Source organism: Achromobacter sp. GQ309, from assembly GCF_059759315.1.
Map to the genome: position 1 here is coordinate 257608 of NZ_JCAXDP010000005.1, position 19992 is coordinate 277599.

The window sequence follows — 19992 nt, forward strand, 5'->3', positions numbered from 1 at the left end:
CCCGGGGGGGACGCTCGATGCGGTATTTCCTTATCTTGGTGGGGGCGGCGGTAGTCGCCTATCTGCTCGCGCGCGGCATCGCGGCGGTGCTCTCGGACCGTAAACGCAAAAGAACAGACAGGGATTGGAAGTGAAGATGAAGCCGACAGATATCCAGATGGTCAAGACGATCGGCGCGGTCAAGCCGCGCAACGTGAAATTCGCCATTGGAACCGCACTCATCTTCCTGCTGATCCTGTTCATCGCCTTCGGATCGTGGTTCCAGGTCGATCAGGGCGAACGCGGCGTGGTGCTGCGCAACGGCAAGCTCGTGCGCGTGGCCGAACCCGGACTGGATTTCAAGACGCCGTTCATCGACAACGTGATGACGGTGTCCGTGCGCGACCACACCTTCGTGTTCGAAAAGCTCGAGGCCTACAGCTACGACCAGCAGCCCGCAACGCTGCGCGTGTCGGTCACGTACCGCGTGCCGTCCGAGCACGTGGCCGAGCTCTACTCCGAGTACGGCACCATCGCCAACCTGCAGATGCGCGTGCTGGAACGCAAGACGCCGGACGCGGTGAAGAACGTGTTTGGCCAGTACACCGCCGTACGCGCCATCCAGGAACGCCAGAAGCTCGGCCTGGACGTGAACAACGCCGTGCTCAAGACGATGGAAGGCGCGCCGGTCCAGGTGGTGGGCGTGCAGATCGAAGAGGTGGGTTTTTCGCAGGCCTACGAGCATTCGATCGAACAGCGCATGCTGGCGCAGGTGCAGATCGAGACGACCCGCCAGCAGAAGGAAACGGCGATGATCACCGCCGAGATCCAGGTGGTGAAGGCCAAGGCCGAAGCCGATGCGCGCCGTCAGCAGTTCACCGCGGAAGCCGACGGCATCCGCATGCGCGGCGAGGCCGAAGCGGCGTCGATCCGCGCCAAGGCCGAGGCGCTGGCCGCCAACACCAATCTGGTGAGCCTGAACGCCGTTGAAAAGTGGGATGGCGTGCTGCCGTCCACGCAGGTGCCGGGCGCCGCGCTGCCCTTCATCGGCATCAAGTAGCGGCCGCGCTGGCAGGATGCGCCGGCAGGGCGGAGAGCTCCCGCCGCCGACGCGCGAAGTCCACGATGTGTTCGCCGGACATCGCCTTGCTGTAGTACCAGCCCTGCACGACGATCTCCGCGCTGGATGCCAGCGCGGACAACTGCCCCTCCGTTTCCACGCCCTCGACGATGATCTGCAGGTTCAGCGCTTCGCAGAATCGCAGCAGGCCGCTCATCACCAGCGCGCCCCGGTCGTGGCTTTGCGCCATCACGAAGCTGCGGTCGATCTTGACCGCGTCGATCTGAAACTGGTGCAGGTAGCTCAGCGCCGAATACCCCGTGCCGAAGTCGTCGATATAGACGCGTGCGCCGATGCCATGCAGGCGGTCAAAAGCCGTGTGCAGCGCGTCGGCGTCTTCGACCAGCGCGTCTTCCGTGAGCTCGACCGAGACCTGGCCCTGCGCCTGCGCCAGCACTTTGATCAACCGGTCCAGAAAGGCCGGCGCCGTCAACGTGCCGCTTGTGACGTTGATGGTCATGGGCATCGTGAAGCCCTGCGCCCGCCACGCCAGGCATTGCGGCACCGCCTGCCGCGCCACCCAGAGATCGACTTCGCGCATCAGGTCCGCGCGCGCCAGCCAGCGCAGGAATTCCAGCGGCGCCTGTTGCGTGCCTTCGGGGCCGGTGGCGCGCAGCAGGGCCTCGCAGCCGGTGCATAGGCCCGTGCGCATCGATACCTGCGGCTGGAACTCCAGATAGAAGTCGTATTCGCTGATGGCGCGGATGCGTGCGACCTCGGCCTGGCGGCGCGCGCGCGTGGCGTAGGTGGACGCGACCGGGTCATGGGCATACAGCAGGGATTCTTCCTGCAACTGCGGAAAGGTGGTGTCCAGCGACTTGAAGTACACCGTGGCATCGGCTTGGCGCTGCCGCTCCAGCGCGAGCAGAAAGGGCACGTAGATGCAGGCGCCCAGCGCGACCAGCGCGCATTGCAGCACGATTCCCGCCAGGCTTTCGCCCGCGCCCAGGTAGGCGTTGAACAGCACGGGCGATGTCAGCGGCAGCGCCACGGTGGCGGGGGCCAGCCAGCCCAGTTGCACGACCGCCACGGCAACCAGCACGTTGACCACGGGCGTCAGCACGAAGGGCAGCAGCAAACGGGGATTCAGGATGAGCGGCAGGCCGAACAGCAGGATCTCGTTGATATTCAGCAGCGACACCGGAATGCTGGCCACCGCCAGCACCCGCAGCGAATCGCTGCGCGAAAACAGGAGGATCGCCACCACCAGCGACAAGGTTGCGCCGGAGCCGCCAATGAAGACGAACGCGCCCAGCAGCGTGCCGTTCAGCGCATAGACGCCTTCGTATCCCGCGGCCACGCTGGTGGCGTTGAGCCGGGTCGCCTGGTCCAGCACGTCCATGATGGGCGCCATGGCCTGCGCGCCGTGGATGCCGAAGAACCAGAACAGGGAATTGAGCGCCCCGACCAGCGCGCCGGACGTGTAGGGGCTGTCCAGCGACGCAAGGCTCAGCGGAATGTCGACCTGTGCCACGGCGGGGATGCTCAACGCCGCCGACAGCGCCGCCATTACCAGGCCGGCCGTCAGCAATCCCGGCACGATCATGTTCAACGAGTCGCGGACGTTTTCGCCGATCAGTCCGTCCGGCGCCAGTTGGGTCCAGCGGCGCCGGTGCAGCCAGGCCATCGCCGGCACGGCCGCGATGGGCGTGACGATCGCGATGAACAAGGTGAGCGTGGCGGCTGCGCGGGGGTAGGGCGTCAGCAGGTTTTCGGCGATGGCGACAAAGCACAGGCACAGCAGCGCGGTGGGCAGGTGCGGAAGCCGGTGGCGGATCGACAGCATGTAGCCGATGGCCGTGCCGGCCAGCAGCGGGATGACGCCCGACAGCGCGCGGTGCAGACCCGCCAGCAGATCGGCAATGCTGTCGGGCAGGCCGAACAGGCGTGCGCAAACGGACAGCACCAGGAACAAGGCGGAGACCAGCAGGCAGGGCATGGCCCACAGCAGGCCTTCGCGGATGGCGCGCAGGGAGTTGGCGCTTGCCAGGGCGGCCAGCCGATCTCTTGGGTACTGCGGAAAGATCGATTTCGGCATGGCCGTCTTGTGGCGCGAGGGGCCCGGGCGATGCATGTCGCCGGGGGTAAAAATCCGTTGCCGCATGCTAGCGCCTGTGTTCGGGCTTTAGCAATGCAAAAACGTGCCGGCGGCCTAGGGATTCCCCTCTGTCAATAATTGGAAATTCAGTCTTTTTGATAGAGGACAAGCCGGTCCGGACGCTATACGATCGGTGGAATCCGCCTTGCAAGGACCGCGCGTCCTTGCACATAAGCTTCACCAGGAGGAGACCTGGATGCCTCAATTGGATTGGACGCCCGGCGACACCGTGCCGGATCGTCAGGGTTATTACGAGACGCGGCTCGATACCGGCGGCACCGCGATTTCGCTGTACAGCGTGTTGGGCTGGATGCCCTTGAAGACGCCGGGCAACCTGGTGAGCTGGCGCGCGCTGCCGCCCGCCGTCGAACGCCAGGAAGCCGAACGCCATATACAAGAGATACGCGCTGCACAGAGCCACGTGCCGATGGACTACTAGCGGCGACACGCCACCATACGGCGGGCGCGTGGGGCGGCGCCTTGCAAAGACGAAAACCGCATCTATAATTGCGAATCATTTTCATCTCGTCTTGCTCTCAGGCGGCGACGCCGGGCCGCACCGCCATGCCATCCTCCTCATTTGCCTCTCGTGCAGAGGTGCAGTCCGTTTATCAGGCCCATCACCAATGGCTGCGGGGCGTGTTGCAACGCAAGCTGGGCAATGCGTCGGACGCGGCCGACCTCGCGCACGATACGTTCGAGCGCCTGATCCGCGCCAATCTCCGCGAACCGCTCAATGAACCGCGCGCCTACCTGCGCACCATCGCCACCCGTTTGCTGATCGGCCGGGCGCGCCGCGCCGCGCTGGAAGCGGCCTACGCCGAGACGCTGGCGCTGCAGCCCGTGGCCGTCGAACCCTCGGTCGAGGCCCGCGCGCTGATCCTGGAGGCGCTGGCGGAAGTCTGCGAACTGCTCGACGCCTTGCCGATGACCAGCCGCCGGATCTTCCTGATGGCGCAGATCGACGGCCTGTCGTATGCCGAGATCGGCCAGCAGCTGGGACTGACGCCCAACGCCGTGCAGAAGTCGCTGGCGCGCGCGTTGGTGCACTGCTACACGGCCGTATACGGCTGACCCCAGAATTCATGGACAACGCCAAGCTGCTGCGGCCCCACGCGCCCGAGGCCGGCGCCATCGATCCCAAAGTGATCCGGCAGGCGGCGGACTGGTGGGCGCGTCTGCGTGAAGACGCCAGCCCCGCCGAACGCGATCGCTTCGAGCGCTGGCGGCGGGCGGAACCTTCCCACGAGCTGGCCTGGCAGCGGTTGGGCGCCTTGACGCGCGACGTCGCGGCGGGCGTGGCGCAGGCGGGGCCGTCGGTGGCATCGCGCACCTTGCTGCAGGCGCCGCTGATCCAGTCCCGCCGTACCGCATTGCGCCTGATGTTCGCGGCCGTTGGCGTCGGACTGGGCGCCTGGGCCGTGGGTGAGCGTGACGCGATCCGCCGGTTGTCGGCGGACCTGCGCACCGGCACCGGCGAACGCCGGTCAGTGACGCTGCCCGACGGCACGCAGGTGGAACTGAACGCCGGCACCGCGGTGGATCTGCGCTATACCGCAAGCCACCGCGAACTGGTGCTGCTGCAGGGCGAAATCCTGATCGCGACCGCGCCCGATGCGAACGGCCGGCCGTTCAGCGTGCGCACGCGCGGCGGCGTGGTGACGCCGGTGGGCACGCGCTTTCTGGTGCGCGATCTGGAGGCTGGCCGCATGCGGGTGGCGGTGCTGGAAGGCGCGGTTGACGTGCGCGGCCTGTCGACGGACGCAGGCCCGCGGCGCGTGCGGGCCGGCGAACAGGCCGAGTTCACGGCGGGCGGCAGCTTTGCGCCGGGGACGCTGGAACCCGGCGTGTCGGCCTGGCTTGACGGCATGCTGATCGCGGACGAAATGCCCTTGTCGGCGTTCCTGAACGAACTGGGCCGCTACCGTCCGGGCCTGCTGCATTGCACGGACGCGGCCGGCGGGCTGCGCGTGGTGGGGGCGTTCCCGCTGGCCGACACCGACAAGGTCCTGGCCATGCTTGAAGAAATCCTCCCGGTGCAGGTGCGCCGCTATACGCGTTACTGGGTGACGGTGAGCCACGTGTGAATCGCGTGGCCTTGTGATTCTCATCCTTCGGTGAGCCGCGTTTCCCTCATTGCCGGCTTTTTTGTAACAGCAACGGCGGATATCCCGATCTCGCGCTTCATGTCAGGAAAGCAGCCCGTGTCTCGTGGCTGCGCCGACCTTTCATGAGCCTGGGAACCCTTACATGTCACCTCGTCCTGTCCGCGCCGTAAGCGCCGCGGCGCTTGTCCGACTTCCCCTGCGCCGCACGGCGCTGAGCGCCGCGCTGCGGCGTTTCACGCCCCTTGCGGCGGCTGCCGTCCTGGCGCCGGTGGCGGTGCATGCCCAGGCTCAGGCGCCGCGCGCCATCGCTTTCAGCATTCCGGCCGGGCCGCTGAGCGCGGCGCTGGGCACGTTTGGCGTGCAGGCGGGCGTGATGGTGGCGTCCGATCCCGGCCTGACCGCCGGCGCCACGACGCGGGGATTGACGGGCACGTACGCCGTGGGTGCCGCGCTCGAGCGCCTGCTGGCCGGCACGGGCCTGCAAGCTGTGGCGCGCGCCGAGGGCGGCTATCGCCTGCGGCAGGCGCCGGCCGAGGCGGCCACGACGCTGGCGCCCGTGACGGTGACGGGCACCTACAACACCACGACAGACGGCACGGGTTCGTACACGTCGCCGGCGGTCACCATCGGCAGGACGCCGCAGGCGCTCAAAGACATTCCGCAATCCATCACCGTGCTGACGCGGCAGCGGATGGACGACCAGGACATGACCAGCCTGCCGGACGCCGTCAACAACACCGCCGGCATGGTGGGCGTGCAGGGCGTGGGCGCCGGCGTCGCGATCAATTCGCGCGGCTTTCCCGTGGACCTGCTGCAATACGACGGCGTGTCCCTGCTGCGCAACAGCTACAGCCTGGGCAACTGGGAGCAGGATTCGCTGGTGTTCTATGACCGCGTAGAGATCCTGCGCGGCGCGGCGGGCCTCTTGCAAGGCGCGGGCAGTCCCGGCGGTGCGATCAACCTGGTGCGCAAGCGGGGCGGCGCAGAGCCCTCGGTGGTGGTGACGGGCAAGGTGGGATCGTGGGATCACTACGGCCTGACGCTGGATGCGGGCGGTCCGCTCAATGAATCGGGCACGCTGCGCGGGCGCGTGGTGCTGGACGAAGACCGCAGCCATTCGTACATCGACTACGTGTGGGACAGGACGCGCAACCTGTACGCCGCGCTGGACTACGACATCACCGAGAACACGACAGTGGGACTGGGCGTCAGCAATCGGTACAGCAAGTCGCGGCCCATGTTCGTCGGCTATCCCCGTTATGACGATGGCGGCAGCATCGATCTGCCGCGCTCGACGTTCACCGGCTCGACCTGGAACCGCGCCACCAACGACCAGACCATCTTCAATGCGGACATCACACATCGCTTCAACTCGTCGTGGCGCTTCCGGCTGGCCGGCGTGGCGATGGACGAAGACAACACGACCGTGCACCAGCGCGTCACCGGACCCGTGCAGCGTGACGGCAGCGGCCTGGACTATGGCAATTTCGGCGTGGACTTCACGAGCCGCCAGCGCGGCATGGACATGTCGGTGGCCGGTGACTTCAACGCCTGGGGCATGGCACAAGAGGTGGTGATCGGCGCCAACTACTCCAAGCTCACGACGAATGACCGGTTCACCCGCTCGTGGGAAAGCGGCGGCAATATCTTCGATCTGGACCATCACCGTCCGTGGCAGGACATGGATTCCATCGTCGCCGCCAGCGGCTACGATTCGCGCAGCGCCTACGACATCCGGCAGAAGGGCATCTACGGCACGTGGCGCGTCAAGCCCACGCAATCGTTGGCGCTGATCGGCGGCGGCCGCGTCGGCTGGTTCGACTACCGCTACAGCGGCGGGGGCGACACCACGACGTCATCGACCTCGGGCGAGTTCATTCCGTACGCCGGCGTCGTGTATTCGCTATCCGACAACTGGTCGGTCTACGGCAGCTACACCACGGTGTTCGAACCGCAGACCGAGCGCACGGTGTCGGGCAGCCTGCTCAAGCCGATCGAGGGCAACAACTATGAAGTCGGCTTGAAGGGCGAACTGGCGGATGGCCGGGTCAATACCCTGCTTGCCTTGTACCGCTACGACCACAAGAATCGTGCGGTCAATGATTACGACGCCGGGTTTGGCTGCAACGGCTGGTACTGCTCGCGCGCCGCCGGCAAGGTCCGCAGCCAGGGCGTTGAAGCCGAGATTTCCGGCGAGGTGGTCAGGGGCCTGGAGCTGTATGCCGGCTATGCCTACAACACCACCAAGTTCCTGGAGGACCCGGACAACCAGGGCAAGGTCTTCAGCACCTGGACGCCCAAGCACATGCTGCGCCTGGGGGCCAACTACAAGCTGCCGGGCACGTGGAACCGCCTGAGCGTGGGCGCCGGCGTGAGCACGCAGACGTCGACGATCAGTTCGGACCGCGAATTCAAGCTGGCGGGATTCACGATCTGGAACGCGCGCGTGGGTTACCAGGCCACGCCGGAGCTGAGTTTCGGGCTGAACGTGAACAACGTGTTCGACAAGAAATACTACGTGCCGTCGTACAACACGCTGTCCAGCAACAACTACTACGGCGAGCCCCGCAATGTGATGCTGACCGTGCGCTACGCGCCCAAGCTCTAAGGACGTCCGCGGCGCCTCGTGTATAACGTCCGGGACGGCGCCACCCGTGCGCGCCGTGCAAGGAGCCGATTTTGCGCGAGTTCGTGGCGACGTTCCTGGATGCCGGCCTGCTGGTGCTGGCGGTGCTGGCCTTTGTGCTGCCGGCGCTGTCGGCGCTGGCTTTGCTGCTGCGCGCCCGCCCGCATCGATTTCCGCGTTTGAACACCCCCGGCTGGCGCCGCGCCGGCGTGGCGGTGCTGTGGCTGCCGTTCATCGTCATGGCGGTGTATGGCGGGGTTGCGTGGTGGGCGGCCAGTGTTTACGACCGCTACTATTTCTTCGGCCTGCTGATCTGTTTTGTGTACCTGCTGTTCGCCATGCTGCTGTCGGGAGCGGGGCTGTTCTGGATCCGCACGACCCGGCGCCTGCCGTCCGCTTGAGCACCCGCCCGGCCGCGTTTTTCAGCGCATCAGCGCATGCACCTGGCTTGCCAGATCTTCAAGGGTGAATGGCTTCAGCAACACGGGCGCACCCGTCGCCGGTGCGTTGTTCCCCTCGGCGGTTTCGCCGTAGCCCGTGATGAACAGCACTTTCATTTCCGGCCGCAATGTCTTGCCGGTCTCCGCCACCCGCCGCCCGTTCACGCCGCCCGGCAAGGCCAGGTCGCAGACCAATAGGTCGATCCGGGCCTGCGTGGTCAGGTGCTTGAGCGCGCTGGCGCCGTCCGTCGCTTCGATCACATCGAAGCCGATTTCCTTCAGCACTTCGGCGGTGATTTCGCGCACGGCCGGATCGTCCTCGGCCAGCAAAACCGTCCCGCCCTGCAAGACCCGCGACGGCGAGACCGATGCCGTGTCCGCGGCGACCTGGATGCGGGCCCCGCCATGGCGCGGAAAGTAGAGGTCGATATCCGTGCCCAGGTCCGGTTGCGAGCGCACCTGGATGTGACCGCCGGACTGACGGACAAAGTCGTGAACCAGCGCAAGTCCCAGGCCGGTGCCGCGCTCGGCCGGCTTGGTGGTGTAGAAGGGTTCGAACATGCGTCGCATCGTCTCGGGCGTCATGCCGCACCCCGTGTCGGACACGCGCAACCGCACGTGGTCGCCCGGTTCCAGATTGCGCTCGCGCGCGTCCTCGGCGCCCAGGGTCACGTTGGATGTCTCGATGCGCAGCGTGCCGCTCGCGTACAGGGCGTCGCGCGCATTCAGGCACAGATTCAGGAGCGCATTTTCCAGCTGGTGCGCGTCCACCCAGACCGGCCACAACCCGGCGGCGCAGTCCACGTCCAGCGTGATCGCCGCTCCGGCGCTGCGCGTGATCAGCGCCTCCATGTCGGCGATGACGTGGTTGATGTCCACCGCCGTGCGCTCAAGCGGGTGGCGGCGCGAAAAATTAAGCAGGCGGCGCGTCAGGATGGCCGCCTTGTCGGCGCCGCCTTTTGCCACCGCGATGTGACGGGCGAGGTCATCGGTCCGCCCCTGCGCAAGGCGCTGGGACAGAAAATCCAGACTGCCGGAGATTCCCGTCAGCAGATTGTTGAAGTCATGCGCGACGCCACCCGTCAACTGGCCGATGGCGTCCATCTTCTGGCTTTGGCGCAGGGCCTCTTCGGTCAGGCGCAGCGCGTCGGCCTGGGCCTTTTCGGCGCCGACCCGCGCGGTGGTTTCAATGACGGTGTCGATCATGCCGGCGACATTGCCGTTTTCATCGCGCACGGGGCTGTAGCAGAACGTGAAGTTGGCCATCTCGGCGCGGCCGTATCGGTGGACGACGAGTGGGTAATCCTCGATGAAGGTGGCCTCGCCGGCGTAGGCGCGTTCGGCGATCGGGCCGATCAGCGACCAGGCTTCGCGCCAGATCTCATCGAACGGGCAGCCCAGCGCGTCGGGCTTGGCGCCCAGGATGGGGACGAACGCGTCGTTGTAGATCGAGATGAGCTCGGGGCCCCAGACCAGGCAGGACGGAAACCGGGACGACAGCACCATGCTCGCGGCAATGCGCAACGAGGCGGGCCAGGAAGCGATGGGACCGAGCGGCGTGGCAGACCAGTCGTGGCGGCTGACTCGTGCGCCCATTTCCCCGCCGCTGGCAAGGAACAGAGGCTTGGACGGGTCGTTCTGCATGGCACTCGATAGGGTGGCGGGGTAGGTGACCGATTCTATCCCAGCACTCGGGCGCGCGTGCGCGGACAGGAGGCTCGTATAGAATAAGAACAATTCCTATTTGCACATATGCCGAGGTGCGCCTTGCCTGCGCCGCTATCCCCATCCGCCGACAACGTCACCCAGCTTTATCGCGAACACCACGGCTGGCTCTCGATGTGGCTGCGCAAGAAGCTGGGCAGTTCCTTCGACGCCGCGGACCTGGCGCACGACACCTTCGTGCGGCTGATGGCGGGCCGGCGCCGCGACGACACCGGCGCCGAGCCGCGCGCGCTGCTGACCCACATCGCCAAGGGCCTGGTGGCGGACCATTGGCGCCGCCGCGCGGTGGAAGACGCCTACCTGGCCGCCGTGGCGCACGTGCCCGAGGCCGAGGCCCCATCGCCCGAGGCGCGCGCCCTGATCCTGGAAACGCTGCACGCCATCGACGCCGCCCTGCGTTCGCTGCCCGCCCGCACGCGGGAAGTCTTTCTGCTGTCGCAGTTCGACGGCATGGCTTATGACGAGATCGCGCGCAAGCAGCGCGTGTCGCTGTCGACGGTCAAGCGCCATATGCAGGCCGCCTTTGCCGCGTGCCTGATCGCGTATCAGGCGGACGCGGCGTGAACGCGGTCATCGACCCCGCCATCCTCAACGAAGCGGCCGGCTGGCTGGTGCGTTTGCAGTCCGAGACACTCTCAGCGGCGGATCGCGCGGCGCTGGCGCGCTGGCGGGCGCGCAGCGCCGACCATGAAGCCGCCTGGCAACGCGCCGAGGCGATGCTGCGCGGGTTTGGCCAGGTGCCGCCGCGGATCGGCGGGCAAGCGCTGCGGCAGGCGGACCGCGCCGGACGCCGCCAGGCCGTGCGCGCGCTGGCGGGGCTGCTGGTGCTGGGTCCGGCGGCGTGGTTGGGCGTGCGCGAGCTGCCCTGGCGCGAATGGCGCGCGGACCTGCGCACGGCGACGGGCGAGCAGCGCCGCGTCGAACTGGCCGATGGCACGCAACTGGTGCTCAACACGGCCAGCGCCGTGGACATCGACTACACCCCGACGCAACGCGTGCTGTGGCTGCGCGCGGGCGAAATCCTGCTGACGACGGGGCACGACCCCGCGCCCGTGTCGCGCCCGTTCCTGGTGCAGACGACGCAGGGCGTGCTGCGGGCGCTGGGCACGCGCTTCATGGTCCGCGACGAAGGCGCCAGCGTGCGGGTGGCCGTTTACGAGGGCGCGGTCGAGGTCCGGCCGGCCGGGGCGGACGTCCACGGCGTCGTGCTGGCGGCGGGCCAGCAGACCGTCTTTTCGGCCGGTGGCGCTGAGGCGCCGGTCCCCGCCGACGCGTTGGCGGCGTCGTGGGCGGACGGCATGCTGGCCGCGCGCAACTGGCGGCTGGCCGATCTGGTGGACGAGCTGGGCCGCTACCGCCACGGTGTGCTGCGATGCGATCCGGCCGTGGCCGAGCTACGCGTGTCGGGGGCGTTCCCGTTGAACGACATCGAAGCCAGCCTGCGCCTCCTGCAAAAGACGCTGCCGGTTCGGGTGAGCCGCGTGACCCCGTGGTGGACGACGATTGCGCCCCGCGCCGCCGTTACAAATTAATCGCCAATCGGCTGACACTTTTTTCCGCTTCGTCCGGTGTACCGGGTGAACCGCCGCGACATGCGCGTCACCCCAACCCCACGAAGGATCGTTTCATGGTTTCCCGACTCTCCCGATCGCCCCGCCTGCCGCGCGGCATTGCCGTCCTGTCGCCCGCGGCGTCGCTGGTCCGGGCCGCCGGCCTGGGGCTGGCGCTGCTTGCGGCCTCGGGAATGCCGGCGGCCACGTTCGCGGCCGAGACAGCCAGCGCCGCGCCGCGCAAGTCCTATGCCATCGCGCCGGGACCGCTGGGCGACGTGCTGGCGCAGTTTGCCGCCAGTGCGGGCGTGCCGCTGTCGTTCGACCCGGCGTTGGTCGCGGGTCAGCACAGCGACGGTTTGCAGGGTGTCTACACGGTGCGAGAGGGGTTCGCCCGCCTGCTGTCCGGATCGGGCTACGCGCTGGCCGAACAGGGCGGCGGCGCCTATTCGCTGCGCAGGCTGCCGGTGGCCGCCGGCGAGACCACGGTGCTGCCCGCGGTCACCGTCGATGGAGCGGGCATCAGCCCCTCCGCGCTGCCGGCGGAATTTGCCGGCGGCCAGGTGGCGCGCGGCGCGCGGATGGGCCTGTTGGGCAACCGCGACGTGATGGACACGCCGTTCAATGTCACCAGCTACACGTCGGAACTGCTGGCGAACCGCCAGGCCGTGACGCTGGCCGACGCGCTGACCGTCGAGCCGTCCGTGCGCTTTACCGGCCAGATCGGCGGCGTGACCGATTCGTTCTACATCCGCGGCTTTCCCATCGGCGAAGGCAACTTGGGCGAAATCGCGTTTGACGGCGTCTATGGCGTCGCGCCCAACTACCACGTCTTCACCGACTACATCGAGCGCGTGGAAGTGCTGAAGGGGCCTGCCGCGCTGCTGTACGGCATGTCGCCCAACAGCGGGGTGGGCGGCGTCATCAACATGGTGCCCAAACGCTCGCTGCCCGAGGACCTGACCCGCGTGTCGGCCGACTACGTCGGCGACTCGCAGTTTGGCGCCCGGGTCGACCTGAGCCGCCGGTTCGGCGACGCGGGCGAGTGGGGCGTGCGGGTCAACGGCATGCAGCGGCAGGGCGATACGCCGCTGGACAACATGAAATCGCGCACGACCATCGGCGCGCTGTCGCTGGATTACCAGGGCGAACGGCTGCGCGCCTCGCTGGATCTGCTGACGCAGCACGAGAAGATCGACGCCCCGACGCGGCCGTTTCTGGTGGCGCCGGGCATTGCCGTGCCGCGCGCTGCAGACGGACGCCGCAACGCCACGCAGCCGTGGGGCTGGTGGAAGTCCGACGGCCAATCGGCGCTGCTGCGCGTGGAATACGACATCAGCGACCGCCTGACGGTGTTCGCGAACGCGGGCGGCTCGGACACCACCGTGTCGCGCCTGTCGGACCAGACGCCCACCATCGTGAACGAGGCCGGCGACACCGTCGTGACGCCCAACAACTTCCGCTTCCAGGTCAACCGCAGCACCTACAACGCCGGACTGCGCGCCAAGCTGGACACGGGGCCGGTGCGCCACGCCATCAGCTTCATGGGCAGCCTGTACAGCGACCGCAACCTGCAGGCCAGCGTGAACGGCACCCCGCTCACGTCCAACATCTACCACCCGATCACGCGTCCGGAGCAGCACATTCCCGCGCCGGCCAACGTGCCCAAGGTGTCGTCGTCGGATCTGTCCGGCCTGGCGTTGGCCGACACGCTCAGCATCCTGGACGAGCGCGCGCAATTGACGCTGGGCCTGCGCCACCAGCGCATCGAATCGCGCAACTTCAACGGCGCCACGGGTGTGCGGACCGTCAGCTACGACGAAAGCGCGACCACGCCGCTGGCCGGGCTGGTCATCAAGCCCTGGCACAACGTTTCGTTTTACGCCAACTACATCGAGGGCCTGAGCAAGGGCGACGTGGCGCCCGCCACGGCCACCAACGCGGGAGAGGTCTTCAAGCCGTACAAGGCCAAGCAGAAGGAAGTGGGCGTCAAGGTCGAGCTGGACAACGCGATGGTGACGCTGAGCGCCTTCGAGATCACCAAGCCCAGCGGGCAGCTCACGAATGGCGTGTATGCGGCCGATAGCGAGCAACGCAACCGCGGGCTGGAATTGAATGTGTCCGGCGAACCGATGCGCGGCGTGCGCCTGTTGGGCGGCGTGACCTTCCTGGATGGGGAGCTGACGCGCACCAACAGCGCGGCCACGCAGGGCAACCGGCCCGTGGGCGTGCCCACCGTCGCGGTCAACCTGGGCGCCGAGTGGGACACGCCGTGGGTGACGGGGCTGACCTTGACGGGCGGCATGGTCTACACCGGACGCGAATACATCAACCAGGCCAACACGCAGTCGGTGCCGTCGTGGACGACGTTCGACCTGGGCGCGCGATACGCGCTCAAGGTCCAAGGCCGGGACGTCACGCTGCGCGCCAACGTCGTCAACGTGTTCAACCGCGCCTATTGGTCCGGCGTGGCCTCGTACGGCACGATCTCACAAGGCGTGCCGCGCACCGTCATGCTGTCGGCATCGATGGACTTCTAAGCGCCGGCAAACACCATGCACACCGGGCTGCCGACGGACAGCGCGTAGCCGTCGTGCGCCAGCATGCCGCTGGCCGGATCGACACGAAACCGCTGCAGCGTGTCGCTGTCTTCGTTCAGCGCGAAGACAAACCGGCCGTCGGGCGACAGCGTGAAAAAACGCGGTGTCTTGCCGTGCGTGCGGGCATGCTGCACGGTGGTCAGTCGACCGGTGGATGCGTCCACGCGAAACACCGCAATGCTGTCGTCACCCCGATTCGACGCATACAGGTGCCGGCCATCGGCGTCCAGCGCAATGCCGGCGGCGCGGCTGTTGCCGGTATAGGTGTCGGGCAGGGTGGACAGCACCTGGAAGGGACGCAGCGCGCCTGCTTCCACGGCATAGGCCGTGACCGTGTTGTCCAACTCGTTGACGACGTACAGCCATTTCCCTGATGGATGAAAGACCGCATGGCGTGGGCCCGCGCCCTCGCGCGACGTCGCAACGCTGGCAGGCTGCGCGCCGATCCCATGCGCGTCGGCGGGATACAGGAACACCCGGTCCAGCCCCTTGTCCGGCACCGCTACATACTTGCCCGACGGGTCGAGCACGTTGAAATGCGGCTTGGAAAATGGCTGCTCCTTGCGGTGCGGCCCCGGTTCGCCGGCCAGCGGCACCGTCTGCGACACGGCTTGCAGCGCGCCGTCCGCCGCTACGGGCAGCACCGCCAGCGTGCCGGTCAGATGGTTGGACACCATCAGATAGCGGGCCGACGGCCCCAGCGCCAGATGGACGGGATTGCGGCCCTGGCAGTCCTGCGTATGCCAGGGCGTCAGCGTGCCGTCATGCGCATCGCGGCGCAGCGCGCTGACCTCGCTGCTGTCGCCGTGCACGGTGTACAGGATCGGCAGCGACGGATGCGGCAGCAGATACGACGGATTGTGCAGACCCCCCACGACCTGCTTGAGCGTCAGCGTTCCCGTCTCGGGCGCGTAGTCGAACACGCTGATGCCCTCGCCGCGGGCATTGCGTTCCCGGGTGGTCCGGGAACCGATATAGACATGCATGGCGCGAGCCTCATTTTGCCAGTTGAAAACGGCCGCGCCACGCGCGGCCCTACGAAGTCAGGATGCCGCTGATGCGGGCCAGGTTGTCGAGCGTGCTGCGCAGGTGGGCCGAAAGCGCCTCGGCCGCCTCGTCGTTGCGTTCGCGTTCCAGCAGGTCCAGGATGGCCAGGTGCTGGTCGCAATGCTGCTGGTAGCGGCTGCGGTCCTGCATCGAGCGGTAGGACAGCAGGCGGCGTACGCGATTGACGCGTTTGATCGTGTCGATGAAGAACGGATTGCCGGAGGCTTCCACCAGCGATTCATGAAAGCGCACGCCGCGATCGTGGAGCTGGTCTGCGGTGTCGGTGGCGATGCCGCCGTTCAGCAGGTGCATTTCCGCGGCGCGGCAGCGCGCCAGCACGGATTTTTCGATGCGAAAGCCGGGCTCGCGCAGCGCCGCCGGCTCCAGCGCCAGCCGCAGCCGGTAGGACTGCAGCAGGCTGTCGGGCGTCGTCATCATGGACGAGAATTCCCAGCCGTATCCGGGCCGGCGCTGCGCCCAGCCCTCTTGCGAAATGCGGCCCAGCAGCGCCTGCGTTTGCGCATTGGTCAGCGCGTAGCGCGTGCGCAGCTGCGCTTCGCTGCACTGCATCGGCAGTTCGCCGCGCAGCAGTTCGTCGGCAAGCGCAAAGTACGTCTGCGTGACGATGTCGTCGGCCGATGGGGGCGTGATGTCGGCGGGGGCTTCGCCCGCGACGTCGAAGTCGCGCAGCAGGAAGTACCCGCGGTTGGGCTTGCGCGCCACCACACCGTGCTGCTCCAAAATACCCAGCGCATCGTTGACCGGCGAGCGCGACAGCCGCAGGCGGTCGGCGATCTTCTGCGCGCGCAGGTGCGCGCCCTCCTGCAGACGGTCTTCCTTGATGAGGTCCAGGATCTTCGTGACGGTATTGGTTTGCGCGCTCATGGGTGGCGGACGGCCGATGAAATGGTGTCCGACAGGATAGCGGGAATGACGCCGCCCATCTGCAACAGCCGGATCTCAAGCCGGGTCTCGACGGCCGCGGTGGCGGTCAGCGGCTCGGAGCGGCCATCGGCGCGCAGGACGCGCACGGGAATGGCGGCGCGGGGCGCCAGCGCGGCGGCCTCGACGTCGATCTCGATCCGGTCGCCCGGCTGCAGCCGCAGCGTCGCGGGCGTAACCCCGTCGGGCAGGCGCAGCGGCAGGATGCCCATGCCGATCAGGTTGGACCGGTGGATGCGTTCGAAGCTGACCGCCAGCACCGCGCGGATGCCCAAGAGCCGCTGGCCCTTGGCCGCCCAGTCGCGCGACGAGCCTGTGCCGAAGCGCGCGCCCGCCACCAGCACGACGGGCTGCGACGCCTTCGCGTAATGCGCGGCGGCGTCCCAGATGGGTTCCAGCCGGCCGCTGGGTGCGTGCAGGGTGTGGCCGACGGGGGCGGAGGGACAGAGCAGGTTGGTCAGGCTCTTGCTGTAGAACGCGGCGCGCATCATGACTTCCCAGTTGCCGCGGCGCGATGCGAATACGTTCAGGTCGTTGCGGTCGTCGCCGCGTTCGACCAGGAAGTCCGCGATCAGGCTGTCGGGCGGGATGGCGCTGGCGGGCGACAGGTGGTCGGTCGTGACGTCGTCGCCCACGACGAGCAGTGGATGCGCGGTGTAGCGGCCCAGTTGACTGCCGGCCTCGGTGCTGGCAAAGGGCGGGCGGCGCAGCGCGGTGGACGCAGCGTCCCACGGAAACCGCGCCGACGCGGGCGATTGCAGGGCCTGCCAGGCCGGGTTCGCGCTGGCGATCTTGAACGCGGCGCGATAGTCGTCGGGACGCTGCCCTGCGGCCAGCGCGGCGTCGATCTCGGCTTCCGTCGGCCATAGCTCGGACAGGTGAACCGCGCGCCCGTCGGGCGTCACCTGGACCGGCTCGCGGCTCAGGTCTCTTTCCGCGTCGCCGGCCAGCGCAAAGGCGATGACCAGCGGCGGCGACATCAGAAAGCCCAGGTCCAGATCCGGATGGATCCGGCCCGTGAAATTGCGGTTGCCGGACAGCACCGCCACCGGGTGGATGGCGCCGTCGGCCAGCGCCTCCCGCACGACGGGCGGCAGCGGACCGGAGTTGCCGATGCAGGTGGTGCACCCGTAGCCGACGATGTCAAAGCCCACGGCGGCCAGGTCTTCCAGCAGACCGGCGCGCGCCAGGTACTCTGCGGCGGCGGGGGAGCCGGGGCCGAGTGACGTCTTGACCCAGTGCGGCGGCCGTAGCCCGGCCCCGCGGGCCTTGCGGGCCAGCAGCCCGGCGGCCGTCAACAGGCGCGGATCGGACGTGTTGGTGCAACTGGTGATCGCGGCAATGGCGATGGCGTGGCGGGGCAGGGCGGACGGCGCGCGCGGCGCGAAATCCAGCGCCGCAAGAATTTCGCGCGTCTGCCCGTAGGGATGCAGATCCTGCGGACGCTTGGGACCGGCCACGTGCATCTGCACGGCATCCAGCGCGATGTCGACCACACGGGTGTAGCGGGGCTCGGCATCGGGGTCCAGCGCGATGCCGGTGCAACGCGCGTAGGCCTCCACACGCGCGATCTGATCGTCGGCGCGGCCGGTCTGGCGCAGGTAGGCCAGCGTTTCGCCGTCGATGGGGAAGTAGCCGGTGGTCGCGCCGTATTCGGGCGCCATGTTGGCCACGACGCACCGGCTGCCGGCCGGCAGCGTGGCCACGCCCGGTCCGAAGAATTCGACGAACTCGCCGGAGACGTGGATGGCGCGCAGGCGCTGGGTGACGGTCAAGGCCAGGTCCGTGGCCGTGACGCCGGGTTGGAGCGCGCCGGTCAGCCGCACGCCGATCACGTCGGGAATGCGCAGCATCGTCGGCATGCCGAACATGACCGTCTGCGCTTCCAGGCCGCCCACGCCCCAACCTAGCACGCCGATGCCGTTGATCATCGGCGTGTGGCTGTCGGTGCCGATCATCATGTCGGGATAGAGGGCGGTGCCGTCGGGGCCTGGCTGCTGGCAGACCACCGTGGCCAGTTGCTCCAGGTTGATGGTGTGCATGATGCCGGTGCCCGGCGGGTGGATGCGCACGTTCGACAGGGCCTTGGAGGCCCAGCGCAGAAAGCGGTAGCGCTCGGCATTGCGCCGCAGTTCGAGGTCCAGGTTGGCTTGCGCGGCATCGCTGCGCGCATAGGCTTCGACGGCCAGCGAATGGTCCACCGACACGTCCACCGGCAGCATGGGGTTCAGGACCGCCGGGTCAACGCCGGCCTCGGCCAGCGCGTCGCGCATTGCGGCAATGTCGACCAGAGCGGGCGTGCTGGTGGTGTCGTGCATCAGCACGCGGCCCGGTTGAAAGGCGATTTCGGATTCGCTGGTGCCGTGCGCCAGCCAGCCGAACAGCGCGGCGACGGCGGCGTCGCGTTCGGCGCCCTGCATGTTGCGCAGCGCGTTCTCCAGCAACAGGCGCAGCACGACCGGCAGCCGGAAGTAGTCCGCGCCGTATTCAGCCGGCAGGTCCAGGCAGCTGTACGAGGCGCCATTCAGCGTGAAGTGTGCGCGACGGAGCGGGGCATTGGTGTTTTCCATAGCTGCCAGTTTTGCATATTGACTGCATAAAATGCAATTAAGGACAAACCCGGCCGCGCATTGACGCTATGGCCCCATAGGAGACAGACATGCCCCCCATCCGTACCCTGGCCGCCGCCGCGGCCCTGGCGCTCGCCGCCTCGACCCCTCTGCAGGCCGCCGACTTGCCAGCCAACCGCCCGATCACCCTGATCGTGCCCTTTGCCGCGGGCGGGGGCGTGGACGGTATGGGCCGGCTGCTGGCCGAGCGCCTGCGCAGCGAACTGCCTCAGGGCGTGGTCGTGGAGAACAAGCCGGGCGCCAGCGGCATGCTGGGCGCCACCGCAGTCGTGCGTTCCGCGCCGGACGGCGCCACGCTCTTGCTGGGATCGGCCGGCGAGACCGCCATCAACCCGCTCGTCTTCAAGAGCAAGATGCAGTACCAGCCGGAAAAGGACCTGGCGCCTGTCGCGCTGATTGCCCGCGTGCCGAACGTGCTGGTCGCCAATCCCAAGCTGCCGGTGGCCAACGTCGAGCACCTGGTGGCCTATGGCCGCGCCCATCCCGACAAGCTGACGTACGCGACCAGCGGTGTGGGCAACCCGCAGCACCTGAACGGCGAGCTGTTGCAGTCGCTGGCGGGCATCAAGATGGTCCACGTGCCGTACAAGGGCGCGGCGGCGCAACTGGTGGACGTGGCGGCCGGCAGCGTGGACCTGACCTTTGTCAGCCTGGCCGGCGCGTTGCCGTTCATCAAGAGCGGCAAGGTCAAACCGCTGGCGGTCACGTCCGCCAAGCGCGCGTCGTTCGCGCCGGACATCCCCGCGTTGGCCGAATACGCGCCGCTCAAGGACTATGCGTTGGAAAACTGGTTTGGCGTCTTCGTGCCGGCGAATACGCCACCGGAGGTGCAGCAGAAGCTGGCGGCCGCCATCGACCGCAGCCTGAAGGATGAGAAATTCGTGGCCAGCATCCGTGAACTGGGCGGCGAAGTGCAGCCGATGAGCCAAGACGAGTTCCGCGCGTTCATCAAGGCGCAGACGGCCGTGTTTGCCAAGGTCGTGACCGACGGCAACATCACGGCGGAAAACTGAAAGCGGGTTGTGCGGGTTGTGCGGGTTGTGCGGGCTGGCGGGGCGGCGGGGCGGCTGGTCGGGCGCCACGTGGGTCAGCCCGTGGGGCAGCGCGGGGGCGGCCGTTCGCGAAGA

Annotated in this window: 15 protein-coding genes; 10 read left to right on the plus strand and 5 right to left on the minus strand. The window is 67.8% G+C overall.

All coding sequences use genetic code 11. The features are described 5' to 3' along the window. The first annotated feature begins 136 nt into the window (after window positions 1–136). Window positions 137–1039, plus strand: coding sequence for a prohibitin family protein (locus AC6CIE_RS17415; RefSeq protein WP_370632992.1), 903 nt, complete (start codon window positions 137–139; stop codon window positions 1037–1039). On the opposite strand, the gene AC6CIE_RS17420 is transcribed toward AC6CIE_RS17415, so the two are convergent. Continuing rightward, window positions 1032–3137: a PTS sugar transporter subunit IIC/EAL domain-containing protein gene (locus AC6CIE_RS17420; protein ID WP_498093133.1), complete on the minus strand. Its 2106-nt coding sequence runs from the start codon at window positions 3135–3137 to the stop codon at window positions 1032–1034. The genes AC6CIE_RS17415 and AC6CIE_RS17420 overlap by 8 nt on opposite strands. Window positions 3138–3393: 256 nt before the next feature. Here AC6CIE_RS17420 and AC6CIE_RS17425 point away from each other — a divergent pair, with 256 nt between their 5' ends. From AC6CIE_RS17425 to AC6CIE_RS17445, 5 genes are all read left to right on the plus strand, one after another. Then, window positions 3394–3636 carry a hypothetical protein gene (locus tag AC6CIE_RS17425; protein ID WP_191576154.1) on the plus strand — a complete coding sequence of 81 codons (243 nt, stop codon included), beginning with the start codon at window positions 3394–3396 and terminating at the stop codon, window positions 3634–3636. 125 nt (window positions 3637–3761) lie between these two features. Next, window positions 3762–4271, plus strand: a complete 510-nt coding sequence (locus AC6CIE_RS17430) for a sigma-70 family RNA polymerase sigma factor (protein ID WP_218343037.1) — start codon at window positions 3762–3764, stop codon at window positions 4269–4271. 11 nt (window positions 4272–4282) lie between these two features. Further along, window positions 4283–5284, plus strand: coding sequence for a FecR domain-containing protein (locus tag AC6CIE_RS17435; protein WP_175137675.1), 1002 nt, complete (start codon window positions 4283–4285; stop codon window positions 5282–5284). 163 nt (window positions 5285–5447) lie between these two features. Then, complete coding sequence (locus tag AC6CIE_RS17440) at window positions 5448–7913, plus strand: TonB-dependent siderophore receptor (RefSeq protein WP_498093135.1); 2466 nt, start codon at window positions 5448–5450, stop codon at window positions 7911–7913. Window positions 7914–7984: 71 nt separating this feature from the next. After that, a complete protein-coding gene (locus AC6CIE_RS17445; protein ID WP_175122767.1) occupies window positions 7985–8332 on the plus strand; it encodes a hypothetical protein in 348 nt (115 codons plus the stop codon). Between the two features lie 21 nt (window positions 8333–8353). Here AC6CIE_RS17445 and AC6CIE_RS17450 read toward each other — a convergent pair whose 3' ends face one another. Further along, on the minus strand, window positions 8354–10015 hold the full coding sequence (locus tag AC6CIE_RS17450; protein ID WP_498093137.1) for an ATP-binding protein: 1662 nt from the start codon (window positions 10013–10015) through the stop codon (window positions 8354–8356). 123 nt (window positions 10016–10138) lie between these two features. Between AC6CIE_RS17450 and AC6CIE_RS17455 the strand changes: the two genes are divergently transcribed. The 3 genes from AC6CIE_RS17455 to AC6CIE_RS17465 all read left to right on the plus strand — a co-directional run bounded on the left by AC6CIE_RS17455 (window position 10139) and on the right by AC6CIE_RS17465 (window position 14186). Continuing rightward, window positions 10139–10660: a sigma-70 family RNA polymerase sigma factor gene (locus AC6CIE_RS17455; protein WP_175184463.1), complete on the plus strand. Its 522-nt coding sequence runs from the start codon at window positions 10139–10141 to the stop codon at window positions 10658–10660. Beyond that, window positions 10657–11628, plus strand: a complete 972-nt coding sequence (locus AC6CIE_RS17460) for a FecR domain-containing protein (protein WP_175137678.1) — start codon at window positions 10657–10659, stop codon at window positions 11626–11628. The genes AC6CIE_RS17455 and AC6CIE_RS17460 overlap by 4 nt, the downstream gene beginning before the upstream one ends. Before the next feature lie 95 nt (window positions 11629–11723). Then, window positions 11724–14186 carry a TonB-dependent siderophore receptor gene (locus AC6CIE_RS17465; RefSeq protein ID WP_498093139.1) on the plus strand — a complete coding sequence of 821 codons (2463 nt, stop codon included), beginning with the start codon at window positions 11724–11726 and terminating at the stop codon, window positions 14184–14186. On the opposite strand, the gene AC6CIE_RS17470 is transcribed toward AC6CIE_RS17465, so the two are convergent. Genes AC6CIE_RS17470 through acnA form a run of 3 tightly spaced genes read right to left on the minus strand, consistent with a single transcriptional unit; the run spans window position 14183 to window position 18805 of the window. Then, complete coding sequence (locus tag AC6CIE_RS17470; protein ID WP_175124411.1) at window positions 14183–15232, minus strand: lactonase family protein; 1050 nt, start codon at window positions 15230–15232, stop codon at window positions 14183–14185. The genes AC6CIE_RS17465 and AC6CIE_RS17470 overlap by 4 nt on opposite strands. A gap of 49 nt (window positions 15233–15281) precedes the next feature. Then, window positions 15282–16178 carry a GntR family transcriptional regulator gene (locus AC6CIE_RS17475; protein WP_175124412.1) on the minus strand — a complete coding sequence of 299 codons (897 nt, stop codon included), beginning with the start codon at window positions 16176–16178 and terminating at the stop codon, window positions 15282–15284. Next, entirely contained in the window at window positions 16175–18805 is a 2631-nt protein-coding gene (gene acnA / locus AC6CIE_RS17480) for an aconitate hydratase AcnA (RefSeq protein ID WP_498093141.1), read from the minus strand. Before acnA ends, AC6CIE_RS17475 begins: the two co-directional genes overlap by 4 nt. An 89-nt stretch (window positions 18806–18894) precedes the next feature. Between acnA and AC6CIE_RS17485 the strand changes: the two genes are divergently transcribed. Then, window positions 18895–19878 carry a Bug family tripartite tricarboxylate transporter substrate binding protein gene (locus AC6CIE_RS17485; protein WP_498093143.1) on the plus strand — a complete coding sequence of 328 codons (984 nt, stop codon included), beginning with the start codon at window positions 18895–18897 and terminating at the stop codon, window positions 19876–19878. Window positions 19879–19992 lie beyond the last annotated feature (114 nt).

What these genes read in the sequence shown, in the direction of transcription:
- AC6CIE_RS17430 (WP_218343037.1), top strand. Translation starts at nt 3,762, where the DNA reads ATGCCATCCTCCTCATTTGCCTCTCGTGCAGAGGTGCAGTCCGTTTAT.
- AC6CIE_RS17475 (WP_175124412.1), bottom strand. Translation starts at nt 16,178, where the DNA reads ATGAGCGCGCAAACCAATACCGTCACGAAGATCCTGGACCTCATCAAG.
- AC6CIE_RS17465 (WP_498093139.1), top strand. Translation starts at nt 11,724, where the DNA reads ATGGTTTCCCGACTCTCCCGATCGCCCCGCCTGCCGCGCGGCATTGCC.
- AC6CIE_RS17435 (WP_175137675.1), top strand. Translation starts at nt 4,283, where the DNA reads ATGGACAACGCCAAGCTGCTGCGGCCCCACGCGCCCGAGGCCGGCGCC.
- AC6CIE_RS17415 (WP_370632992.1), top strand. Translation starts at nt 137, where the DNA reads ATGAAGCCGACAGATATCCAGATGGTCAAGACGATCGGCGCGGTCAAG.
- AC6CIE_RS17425 (WP_191576154.1), top strand. Translation starts at nt 3,394, where the DNA reads ATGCCTCAATTGGATTGGACGCCCGGCGACACCGTGCCGGATCGTCAG.
- acnA (WP_498093141.1), bottom strand. Translation starts at nt 18,805, where the DNA reads ATGGAAAACACCAATGCCCCGCTCCGTCGCGCACACTTCACGCTGAAT.
- AC6CIE_RS17440 (WP_498093135.1), top strand. Translation starts at nt 5,448, where the DNA reads ATGTCACCTCGTCCTGTCCGCGCCGTAAGCGCCGCGGCGCTTGTCCGA.
- AC6CIE_RS17485 (WP_498093143.1), top strand. Translation starts at nt 18,895, where the DNA reads ATGCCCCCCATCCGTACCCTGGCCGCCGCCGCGGCCCTGGCGCTCGCC.
- AC6CIE_RS17470 (WP_175124411.1), bottom strand. Translation starts at nt 15,232, where the DNA reads ATGCATGTCTATATCGGTTCCCGGACCACCCGGGAACGCAATGCCCGC.
- AC6CIE_RS17450 (WP_498093137.1), bottom strand. Translation starts at nt 10,015, where the DNA reads ATGCAGAACGACCCGTCCAAGCCTCTGTTCCTTGCCAGCGGCGGGGAA.
- AC6CIE_RS17420 (WP_498093133.1), bottom strand. Translation starts at nt 3,137, where the DNA reads ATGCCGAAATCGATCTTTCCGCAGTACCCAAGAGATCGGCTGGCCGCC.